The sequence below is a fragment of the Anaerobacterium chartisolvens genome (assembly GCF_003337415.1).
GTDB classification, from domain to species: Bacteria; Bacillota; Clostridia; order Acetivibrionales; family DSM-27016; genus Anaerobacterium; species Anaerobacterium chartisolvens.
Genome location: NZ_QPJT01000010.1, coordinates 164,253 through 175,808, shown reverse-complemented (window position 1 = coordinate 175,808; position 11,556 = coordinate 164,253). Strand labels below are relative to the sequence as shown.

The following is an 11,556-nucleotide window of genomic DNA, read 5'->3' as shown; positions in this document are numbered from 1 at the left end:
TAAGCGTAAACAAGTGCAAATTTAAGTAAGGCAAGACGAAAGGCCCGGAGGTTATTCGGGCCTTTTACTTACGTACAACATGATGATGTTATTGAAATAACGCTGATAGATGTTATGGGAAATGAATCGGAGTCGGTCATTGAGGAAGTGGAGCTTAAAATGCAGGTAAAGCGTCTGTATAACAAAATGCGTGCGGTACTGAAAAGGCGTGAAAAGACTGTGCTTGAGCTGAGGTACGGACTGCTGAACGGCAGCAGCAAAACACAGAGGGAAATAGCGAAAATGCTTGGAATATCAAGATCGTATGTATCAAGAATAGAGAAGAAAGCAATCAAAAAATTAAGTAAGGAATTAAAGCCTGAAAGCTGTCAGTGAATGGCAGCTTTTTTTATTATATAAAACAAAGGCAAATTTACCTGTCTTTAATATTGCATTAAAAACCCTGTTATATGATTATACAGTGGGTTTTGGGGTAATTATTTATTGTTCTTATATAAATAACAAAATTATACTGAAAAAGTGAAGGGGGAATCGAGGAATGATCCGGCTATTTAAAAGAAAGCCTTGTCATGAAAGTGAGTGCATTGTTAAATATGTAGAGGGTGTTATGGACGGGAAGGAAGATTCAGAGCCACAGGTGAATTATCCCATACATAAAGCTCTTCTGGCAAATTTCAAAAGATTTTTTTCCAATGAAGCAAAAATGGCAAAGTCTGCAAGAGAATTGCTTGATATTACTGCCGATCTCAGCAATTTTGACGTGAATATGTCTCATATCTCGTATCAATTAATTGACTTTTCAAAGGAGATGGCGGCGTTAAGCGAGTCCAATCTGGCTATTGTTGAGCAAACAACTGCCGGAATGAGCCAGGTAAATGACACCATAGCAGATGCTTCTGAAACACTGAAGCAATTGTCTGCCGCTTCCGAAGATCTTGTACGAAGCAATAATGAAAGTCTGACGGAGCTTAAGGATATAAATGAGCTTAAGGAAAACGTAATGGAGGATGCAAGGGTTATGGGACTTCAGATTGATCAGCTTGTTGAAATGGCGGGCAAGGTCAGCGATATTGTAGAGGGAGTGGGGGATATTGCCGAGCAGACAAACCTGCTTGCGCTTAACGCATCCATAGAAGCGGCAAGGGCGGGAGAGAACGGGAGGGGCTTTGGTGTTGTAGCTCAGGAGATACGAAAGCTCGCCGATGATACAAAAAAGAGCCTCGAGGGCATGAGGACATTCGTAAGCAATATCCAGAACGCATCCGCAAGCGGCAAGCAGAGCATGGATAATACCATAACGTCAACGGAAAAAATGAGCAATAAAATAGACATTATAACCGATACTATGAATAAGAATGTTGACATGCTTAAAGCCACAATCAGGGATGTACACTTTATAAATGACTCTATTGTGGGGATAAGGACATCGGCAGATGAAATAAACCAAGCAATGGATTCATCAAGCAGAGATGCTGAAGAGCTTAGCCGCATGACTCAGGTTATTCACCAGGACGCATTAACAAGCTCGGAATATGCGCGCCAGATAGCGCGGGTTGATGACGTGCTCTCGGCAATTGTAAGGGACTTCATGCAGGCACTGAGCTGCGGCAAGAATTCTATGACTAATCAGGAATTTTTGGATAATATAGTAAAGGCTGAAAAGTCCCATAGGGAATGGATGGCAACATTAAAAAGAATAGTGGATGAAAAGAGGGTATATCCTCTGCAAATCAACGGAAGCAAGTGTGCGTTCGGGCATTTTTATCACGCGGTAAGAGTAAAGCATCCCTCTATTGCACAAAACTGGTCGGCCATAGATAAAGTTCATCGAGAGCTTCATGAAGCTGGAGAAATGGCGATTAAGGCGGTAAAGGATAAGCAGCAGGAAAGAGCCAAAGAATATTTCAATGCGGCGCATAAGCTTTCAACGGAAATATTCGGCTATCTTGAGGCTGTTGCCGCAGAGGTTGCTGCTAAGAATAAGGAAGGCACAAATCTTTTTAGCAATTTTAAAGAATGCTGCGACTAGGAAATACCCCATGCACAAATGTTTGCAAAGAAATAAGGCAGTATGGTATCATATTTATATTAAGCAAAGGGTTTTTTTTGCTTACTTTTTCAAAGGGGGTGAAAATATGTCTGAGCTGCAGATAGTTGTGTTCAGTCTTAATAATGACCTGTGTGGAGCCGATACCTTGCAGATTAAACAGATTATAAAGTACCAGGAAGTCACAAAAATGCCTCAAATGCCGGAGTTTGTGGATGGAGTGGTAAATTTAAGAGGAAATGTGGTGCCTATTATTAACCTTAATAAAAGATTTAGCTTAGGTGACACTGAGATTACAAAAAAAACCAAGGTGCTAATCTCCGAGGTTGACGGGCAGTTTATAGGATATATTGTAAACGACGTATATGAGCTGATGAAGCTTGAGGAGGAAGAAATAGAGGTATTGCCGGATATATTGAGACAGGCGGGAAACAAATACCTTAAGAGTGTGGGAAAAAAAGGAGAAAAGATAATTTCCATACTGGATTTAAGCAGTATTTTGGATCGCAATGAGCTTCAGACCTTAAAAAGCTGACAAAATTTATAGCTCCGGGCTTATTGAGCTTTATTGCAGAGCCCTCGTGCTTCAATATCATAAAACACTCAAAAGGAATTTATAATATTGAAGCACGGTGCCTAAAAGGTGATATAAGAACCTCTATACATTAAATCTGAATAAGGTTACATCTCCGTCCTGCATGATATATTCCTTGCCCTCCGACCGTACCAAGCCCTTTTCTCTTGCGGCAGAATAGGCTCCGCACTGCATCAGATCACTATACGCAACAATTTCAGCACGTATAAATCCTCTTTCAAAGTCACTGTGGATCTTTCCGGCAGCCTGAGGGGCTTTTGTACCCTTTGTAATGGTCCACGCCCTTACCTCTTGTGGTCCGGCAGTGAGGTAGCTTATCAGGCCCAAAAGCTTATAGCTTGACTTTATAAGCCTGTCAAGTCCCGATTCGGACAGCCCCAGCTCCGACAGGAAATCCTGCTTTTCAGACTCCTCAAGCTGTGCAATTTCCTCCTCTATCTTGGCACAAATCACCATTACCTCAGAGCCTTCCTTTTCTGCGAGGGCTTTGAGCTCGGCAACAAAAGAATTATTCCCGCCCGACTGAAGATCATCCTCCGAAACATTAGCGGCGTACAGGACAGGCTTGGATGTAAGTAAAAACAACTGCTCAACGGCTGCCTGCTCCTCCGCGGTCAAATTCATGGATCTGACCGGGCTGCCATTTTCAAGGGTTTGCCTTATGCTCTCATAAAACTCCAGCTCCAACTGATATTTTTTGTCGCCTGATTTAAGCATTTTCCTGGTTTTATCGATCCTTTTTTCTATTGCGTCCAAATCCGCAAAAACAAGCTCAAGATTAATTGTTTCTATGTCTCTGGCAGGGCCTATCGAGCCGTCTACATGGACTATGTTTCCATCCTCGAAGCAGCGCACAACATGCACAATTGCGTCAACCTCACGTATATGGGATAAAAACTTGTTGCCCAGACCCTCACCCTTGCTTGCGCCCCTCACAAGCCCTGCAATGTCTACAAATTCTACGGTGGTGGGGGTTGTTTTTTCAGGGCTGTACATCTTAGTCAGCATGTCAAGCCTCTCATCAGGAACCGCAACTATGCCGACATTTGGCTCTATAGTACAGAAGGGATAATTTGCACATTCGGCTCCGGCCTTTGTAATGGCATTGAACAGCGTACTTTTACCTACGTTCGGAAGTCCTACAATACCTAATCTCATCTATGTCATCTTTCCTTTCATCTTACATTACATCAAGCAGTCTTATTTTTAACAATTCAAAATTATATATTATATGAATTGGCAATGCAATAAAAATAATTATAGACTGCGGTTTATGGTTAAGAAGGATTTAGGAGCGGGATATAGAATATACTTTTATTGCTATTAAAAGTAAAGTTATATTTTTAACCCAAGCTGAAAAGGAGGTTAATTTATGCCAATATTGGACTTGCCTTTGGAGGAACTGAAGAAATATGAGGGAATAAACCCATGCCCGGAGGATATCGATAAATTTTGGGACTCGGCGCTGGCTGAGATGAGGTCTGTGGAGCCATCGGTCGAGCTTATACCGGCTGCATTTCAAGTCCCGTTTGCAGAATGCTATCACCTCTATTTTACAGGTGTTAGAGGGGCAAGAATACATGCCAAATATTTAAGGCCTAAGAATAATTCCGGCCCGCACCCCGCAGTAGTCCAGTTTCATGGCTACTCAGTCAGCTCAGGGGACTGGGCGGACAAGCTCGGCTATGTTGCCGCAGGGTTTTCGGTAGCCGCTATGGACTGCCGCGGACAGGGGGGGCTTTCACAGGATGTCGGCGGTGTTAAGGGAAACACCCTGCATGGACATATTATAAGAGGTCTTAATGATTGCCCGAAAAATATGCTTTTCAGGCATGTTTTTCTGGATGCCGCCCAACTGGCATCCATTGTTATGGATATGCCGGAGGTCGATGAAGAAAGAGTAGGAGCTATGGGTGGTTCACAGGGGGGAGGGCTTACCCTTGCCTGTGCTGCTTTAGAGCCTCGCATTAAAAGGCTTGCGCCCATATACCCTTTCCTGTGTGATTACCAAAGGGTGTGGGAAATGGATCTTGCGGCTGATGCATATGCGGAGCTGAGGGACTATTTCAGGCTTTTTGATCCTGTCCACAAAACTGAAAATGAGGTATTTACAAAATTGGGGTATATAGATAACCAGCATATTGCAAAGCGCATAAAAGGAGAGGTTGTTATGGCAGTAGGGCTTATGGACAGAATATGTCCTCCGTCCACCCAATTTGCGGCATACAATAAGATTACCGCTCCCAAGAGTATGATTATTTACCCTGATTTCGGGCATGAGTGGATTCCGGGATTCGGGGACAGCACTTATGAATTTATGCTGGGTCTGTAATTCTACAGGCTCAAGGCAGCTTAAAGCCCTGAAGCAGAATAAAAATCCCCCCTTGCAGCCTTAATGCTGTAAGGGGGAAGGTATCAAAAATACTACAAAGATTCATCTCTCATCAACTGTTTTATTGCATATTCCTCATGCTCAATTTCATAAGGCGAATGATGAAGCAGGGAATTTCCAAAATTAAGCCTTAGATATTCATCCAGCTCAATTATTTCCTGATGGGACAGGTCTATAAAATGTATGGCATAAAAATAGCTGTTATGATGCTTTTGTCTTCGTAATATTTTCCCTTTAACCTGCTTTGAAAATGACGAAACAGTTCCGTGTATATGAATATCCATTAAAATAACAGAATTCGCATCAAGCTTTACGGCTGTGAACAGCTTAATACCTGAAGCAGAGATATTCTTAATTGTGAAGTCTGTCCCATGCGTATTGCTGTGTTTTACAGTACCCTTTCCCGTGGCTTCATACCTTTGATAGTGTCGTATTCTTCTCATCTGAAAATCCCTCCATTCATTGCAAAATTTATTATATAAAAATTTATTATATAAAGGACTAAAGGCACCAAATTGTCTGTAATAAAATTTACTCACTAAACCATTAGAAACAATCTTTGTTATGTTACACCAGCATACCATGAGTGTAGAGCCCTTGTCAATATATCGTGGTGGCTAAAACCACGAGTTTACACTTTGTTAATAATTAGCTTTTGCATATAAATTATGAATTATGATAAATATATTCCCAAAATAAAAAGGCTAAAAACCAGTTAAAATTATTCTATAATAAGCCTAAATACATTATTTTGAAAAAAAATCTTACAAGAAGTTTACGTAAAGTACTCATCTTTAATAATTATTTTAAAATACAATTTAATATGCTGCATATTTTGTGATTATAGCGAATCTCTAATGGGGGTGTTTTAAGTTCAATTACTATGCAGTGTTTTCAAAAACTAAAATATACATAAGGTCGGAGGAGGCTTGGATTAAAGTGAAAGCAGTTAAAAAACACGTATTGAAATCATTATCCGTACTATTAATTATTATGCAGTGCATTGGATTTGCATCTCCGGTGGCACAGGCATTGGGGAATCTGGATTTCAGTTCTTCAATGATGACAGGGCTTATAAATGACAGCACGCTGCCTGTGGCACCGGGAGTTCAGGAGAGAAGGATTACTCTGCTGAACAGCATCGGAAAAAGAGTGGAAAATTTTATTATTGAGGTTGATCTCAAAAACAGTCCAAATACGTCTATAGTAACAGGTTCATACAAGGATGGAACAGAATACGGAATGTCTACGGTAAGGGAGCAGGCAAGCTATGCCATAGCCAACGGTAAACAGGTAGTGGCAGGCGTTAACGCCGATTTTTATAATATGGCTACAGGTGAGCCACTGGGATGCTTTGTAAAAAATGGTTCGGAGATAAAAGCTCTTCCCTCAAACTGGAGCTTTTTCGGCATAAAAAAAGACGGCACTCCTGTTATTGGAGATTATGATGAATATCAGGCCAATAGGGAGGAGCTCCAGGAAGCACTTGGGGGTCAGCGCAAGCTGGTTGACAACGGAAATGTAATTGAGGCTCTTGCAGCCAATCCTGAAATACACCCAAGGAGTGCAGTAGGTATTAAAGAAAATGGGGCTGTAATATTTATAATATCTGACGGCAGGCAGGAGCCTTATTCTGCTGGATATACATATACGGAGCTGGCGCAGCTTATGAAGGATTTGGGGTGTGTAGAGGCACTAAATCTTGATGGCGGAGGCTCTGCCACTTTTGTTGCAAGGGAGCAGGGGACAGACGGGCTGGTTTATAAGAATAGGCCTTCGGATGGAATTGAAAGGGTGGTTGCAAACTCTTTTCTGGTTGTGTCTGATACTCCTGCTAATCATCAATTTGCTTCAGCAGTTATTGAGCCTTTTGATAGGACCTATACACCAAACTCAACGATAAGCTTTAGCGCAAAGGGTATGGATTCATCGGGAGCCTCCGCTGTTCTCCCCGAGAGCGGCTTAAGCTGGAGACTGTCGGATGACAGCTTTGGCACACTCAATTCCGAGACGGGAGAATTTATTTCCAACGGAAAGGAGGGACAGGTAGAGGTTCAATTGGTCTATGAAGAAGCGGGAGCCGGCTCTGCTAATATGATGACAGAGGGCGATGCAGGGGAAGAGACAAATGATAAGGACGGAGTGAATGCAGAGGTGCCCGAGGGAACGGATGAAGCAGACGGAGCGAATGCAGAGGTACCCGAGGGAACGGATGAAGCAGACGGAGCGAATGCAGAGGTACCCGAGGGAACGGATGAAGCAGACGGAGCGAATGCAGAGTCACCCGAGGGAACGGATGAAGCAGACGGAGTGAATATAGAGTCACCCGAGGGAACGGATGAAGCAGACGGAGTGAATTCAGAGTCACCTGAGGGAACGGATGAAGCAGACGGAGCGAATGCAGAGTCACCCGAGGGAACGGATGAAGCAGATGGAGTGAATTCAGAGGTACCCGAGGGAACGGATGAAGCAGACGGAGTGAAGGAAGAGTCACCCGAGGGAACAAATGAAGCAGATATAGACGATACGGGTACACCTGAAGAAACGGGTGACGGACATACGGAGGATATCTTTATTCCGCAAGACGGCGATACCTCCGCGCAGAACATGGATATAAGCAACTCAGGGCTTGCGGCAGGAGGGGAGGTTGTAGGCTCCACCTTTGTTGAAATTGCTGTCCCGGACGATATTTACTTCGTACAGACGGAGCTTAGTCTGGAGTTTGATATTTCCAGTGATCTTGGATTTATGGCAAGGTACAAGGGAAGAGATGTTGTGCTTAAGGATGGAGATATTGTATGGAATATACCGGATGGAATGGGTGTTATGGATTCCAATAATATATTCCATACCTCTTTGGATGGAAGCGTTTCGGGAATAATAACCGCATCGCTTGCAGCAACGGGCATTACAGCCCAATTGGATGTCAAGGTAGGACAGCTTCCTGTAATATTATATGACTTTGAGGATGGTGTGAGCGATTGGAAGCCAGGATCAGCGGGAAGAGGCGAGAAGGTCTCTATTGAAGCTGTTGACTATGCAAGCGGCGAGCCTGTTCGCTTTGGGGACAAGTCTCTTAAGATTAACTTTGATTTGACTACAGCCCAGACGGGTACAACGCTGGGAGCTTACGCAGGACCTGGCACAAGCAAGGATATCCCGGGGGCGCCGACAGCAATAGGAGCATGGATTTATGCTACTGAGGAGGCGAGGGGATACTGGCTCAGGATGTACCTGTATGATGCCGGAGGACAGTATAAGCCCATAGACTTTACCGCAAACGTTCCGGGCATTGACTGGACGGGATGGAAGTATGTACAGGCAAATATTCCTTCAACATATCAGGGTCCATTTAAGACATACCCCAATCAGATGATCAGGATGATGTCTACTAAATCCGGAACAGTAGGGCCAATGACAAAGGGTGAGGTTTACATAGATAATGTGCGTATGGTATACGGTGCAAGTGTTGACGATATGTTCAATCCCATAATCAACGATATAAATGTTGACGGAAAGACTTACACTACAAGCGCTGTAAATATCAGCACCACCTTTACTGAGGATCTGTCGGATAAATATGCCACCGGCATGAACTATGACAGGATTAACATGTATGTTGACGGAAAGGACTATACTCATGCAGAGGGAATATACGCGCTTAATAAGGGTCTAAATACCGTTTCGATATCCGGCTTCAGTCTTCCCGACGGTCTGCATAGAGCAGATGTTGTTGTACAGGACAACTTCGGGAATGAAACTAAGAAAACCGCTTATTTTACTATAAATACAGGAACAGGCACAACTGTTTCAATGGATTCTCCAAACACGGAGGGCGCACCTCTGGGAGGGATATATAAAATAAATATAAAAACAAATAATCCCGCGGACATAAAAGAGGTTATTGCCAAAATTAAAATCGGAAAGGATTTTCCGGTGCAAAGTGTGGATTTCGGTCCCGGAGATTCCGGCAGCACAAGCCAGTACGATAATAAAAAAGGAATACTTACATTAAACATCAGCAACAGCTCTGTGAATACCTCTGAGGAGATACTGGCAACTGCCAACATAAGCGTTCCTGCTGCTACCCTTCCGTCACAGAAGCTGAACTACAGTCTGGAGTACAGTGATATAAAATACAATTCGGATAAGGGAAGCTATGGGGCATCCTTCGGTGCAATGCCTGAAAGCGTGGACATTACGGCTGATTATACCGTGGAAATAAAGGATGCATTAGTAGGAAGAGAAGGCAGGGTGCTGGTAAAAGACAGAAGCGGGAATCCTGTAGAGGGAGCGGCAGTGAAAGTGAGAACGGGAGGCACTGTGCTTGATCTTGGGGTAACCGGCCCGGATGGAATTGCAGCCGGTACGGCAATGACAGACGCTGTAAAGGGAATAGAGGTATATGCGGAGAAGGACGGACTGATTTCCTTCACTGTAAGCACTCAGTCTTTTAAGCCTTTTAAGGATAACATCCCCAGCAATATTCTTGCGGTTGCCGTTGAAAATTCCTCAACCAGTAAGAATATAACATGGATGTCCAATCCTTTGACCTCCCAGAATGCCGCAATTATGCAGATAGCTCTGAAGTCTGACTATGAAGCTCAGGGAGAGGCTGCATTTGCAAATGTCACCGGTAAATTTAATGAAGCAAGCTTTGCCGGAGAAAGCGATATAAACAGCAATGGTATTGTAAGGCTTAACAGTGCCGTTGCAAAAGGACTGACTGCAGGCGCGGTGTATTCGTTCAGGGTGGGTGACGGGGTAAGCTGGTCTGATGTAAGAGAGTTCAGCACAGCTCAGGATGGAGCCGATACAAACTTCTTTGTGCTTGGTGACACCCAGACATCCGATACTGCCAATCTGCTTTCTGTACTTGACGCACTTGAGAATACAGGGATAAATTACGATTTTTCAATGCATGTGGGAGACATTATAGACGATGCCAGCAGATTTAACCAGTTGGATGCAGTGTCCGGCGCACTTGAGTCCTATGCCGGTTCCTCCGATGCCGATTTAATAGCGGTATTGGGAAATCATGAGTATATGGGAGATGAGGACGGATTTATTGCAAGAACATACTATAATACTCCATTAAACGGTCCTGCAGAAAACCTTGGAGCTTGCTATTCGACGGAGTATGGGAATGTATATGCCGCCGTTATAAGCTTTACTACGGATCGGGACTTGCTGGAGGCTCAACTGGAATGGCTGAGGGCAGACATTGCAAAGACAGACAAGAAGTGGAAGATGCTTGTAACCCACCAGCCTGTATACTACTCAAACCCTGAAGGCGGAAACGGACTCTTCAAGGAAGTGCTGCCTGCTGTTATGGACGAGCTTGGAATTGACTTGGTATTCTCAGGACATGACCATTCGTACGGGAGAACCCTGCAGCTAAAGGGCGGCAAAGAAAGCCGTCCGGGAACTACTTACATTATTGCGGGCTCTACAGGGATAAAGTACTATAAGGGAGTAAATGACGGCACCTTTGCAGTGTTTGCAAATGAAGAAAAACCTATCTATATAACGGGAAGTGCAGGTAAAGACTCAATCACTATTAAAGCGTTAAGACCTGACGGAACAGAGGTGGATTCATTTACAATCGAAAAAGGTATAACGGTAGAGGCAGGCCATGCTACTGCATCTTCAGGAGGAAGCGTGGAGGTGGGAGTTAAGCTTACGGATCTTGAAGATTTCGGGGGTGCTAGAATTAAGCTGGGCTATGATTCTTCAAAGCTGACCTATAAAAAAATAGAATTTTCAGAAGAGATGGAGGTCAGCGCTGTAAATGCCGATATACCCGGAGAGATATATTTTGCTGTTTTAAGCTCTGAGGGCATTACAAAGCAGCAATTGGAAGCAGCCAGAATAACCTTTGATGTAAATAGCGATATAGATACCCAGATGGAATTGCCTATAAGCATATTAAGTGCCGAGGCTTGCAACACCGATAAAGAGGATCTGGCTGTATTTAGGCAGGACGGAAGTGTGCTGGTAATTCCCGGAGAAGCCTCAATACCGGAAGCTCTTGATGTTTCCTTTACGGGAGAAGCTGTTGTCGGACAAACCTTGACGGCAAAATATACCTATAGAGACGCAAAATCTGTTCCTGAGGAAGGAACCTCGTTCAGGTGGCTTATTTCAGAGACTGGAAAGAACTCTTTTGAGCCTATCGAAAATGAGACGGGAAATACATTGCTTGTCAAGCCTGAGTATGCAGGAAAAGATATCAGAGTTGAGGTGACAGTCAGAAATGCAAAAGCCTCAGGGCAGCCTGTACAGGGAGATAACTCAAGAAATACCGTTATTGTTCGGGGTGATGTCCTGATGGACGGTAAGGTTGACTACAAGGATGCGCTGCACATACTCCAGAGCACTGTGGAAAAGGTTGTGCTGAACCGGCAGCAGACTGCTGCGGCAGATATTAACAGCGATGGCCAGGTAAATGTTCAGGATGTAATTTATATGCTTAAGGCTGTTTTAAGTGTGTCTCAAGATTAAATAATAAAGAATTAATAT

The 11,556-nt window shown here is 43.6% G+C and carries 6 protein-coding genes and 1 pseudogene; 5 read left to right on the top strand and 2 right to left on the bottom strand.

Annotation, left to right across the window (positions count from 1 at the left end):
• Positions 1-93: 93 nt before the first annotated feature.
• The 3 genes and pseudogenes from DFR58_RS10545 to DFR58_RS10535 form a co-directional block, all read left to right on the top strand.
• Positions 94-375, top strand: a pseudogene (locus DFR58_RS10545) (sigma-70 family RNA polymerase sigma factor); the annotation flags it as partial.
• Between the two features lie 163 nt (positions 376-538).
• Entirely contained in the window at positions 539-2,029 is a 1,491-nt protein-coding gene (locus DFR58_RS10540; protein WP_114297807.1) for a methyl-accepting chemotaxis protein, read from the top strand.
• Positions 2,030-2,135: 106 nt separating this feature from the next.
• Positions 2,136-2,582: a chemotaxis protein CheW gene (locus tag DFR58_RS10535; RefSeq protein ID WP_114297815.1), complete on the top strand. Its 447-nt coding sequence runs from the start codon at positions 2,136-2,138 to the stop codon at positions 2,580-2,582.
• Between the two features lie 123 nt (positions 2,583-2,705).
• On the opposite strand, the gene ychF is transcribed toward DFR58_RS10535, so the two are convergent.
• Positions 2,706-3,800, bottom strand: coding sequence for a redox-regulated ATPase YchF (ychF, locus tag DFR58_RS10530; protein ID WP_114297806.1), 1,095 nt, complete (start codon positions 3,798-3,800; stop codon positions 2,706-2,708).
• A 214-nt stretch (positions 3,801-4,014) separates the two neighbouring features.
• Between ychF and DFR58_RS10525 the strand changes: the two genes are divergently transcribed.
• The gene (locus tag DFR58_RS10525) at positions 4,015-4,974 is read left to right on the top strand and encodes an acetylxylan esterase (RefSeq protein WP_114297805.1); all 960 of its coding nucleotides are present in this window, start codon (positions 4,015-4,017) and stop codon (positions 4,972-4,974) included.
• Positions 4,975-5,066: 92 nt separating this feature from the next.
• Here the strand turns inward: DFR58_RS10525 and DFR58_RS10520 are convergent, their stop codons facing one another.
• Positions 5,067-5,477: a PilZ domain-containing protein gene (locus DFR58_RS10520; RefSeq protein ID WP_170138120.1), complete on the bottom strand. Its 411-nt coding sequence runs from the start codon at positions 5,475-5,477 to the stop codon at positions 5,067-5,069.
• 520 nt (positions 5,478-5,997) lie between these two features.
• On the opposite strand from DFR58_RS10520, the gene DFR58_RS10515 reads away from it, so the two are divergent.
• Entirely contained in the window at positions 5,998-11,538 is a 5,541-nt protein-coding gene (locus DFR58_RS10515; RefSeq protein WP_207659213.1) for a phosphodiester glycosidase family protein, read from the top strand.
• Positions 11,539-11,556: the final 18 nt, after the last annotated feature.

Excerpts from the sequence above, each read along its gene's own strand:
- DFR58_RS10540 (WP_114297807.1), top strand. The coding sequence starts at position 539 with ATGATCCGGCTATTTAAAAGAAAGCCTTGTCATGAAAGTGAGTGCATT.
- DFR58_RS10535 (WP_114297815.1), top strand. The coding sequence starts at position 2,136 with ATGTCTGAGCTGCAGATAGTTGTGTTCAGTCTTAATAATGACCTGTGT.
- ychF (WP_114297806.1), bottom strand. The coding sequence starts at position 3,800 with ATGAGATTAGGTATTGTAGGACTTCCGAACGTAGGTAAAAGTACGCTG.
- DFR58_RS10525 (WP_114297805.1), top strand. The coding sequence starts at position 4,015 with ATGCCAATATTGGACTTGCCTTTGGAGGAACTGAAGAAATATGAGGGA.
- DFR58_RS10520 (WP_170138120.1), bottom strand. The coding sequence starts at position 5,477 with ATGAGAAGAATACGACACTATCAAAGGTATGAAGCCACGGGAAAGGGT.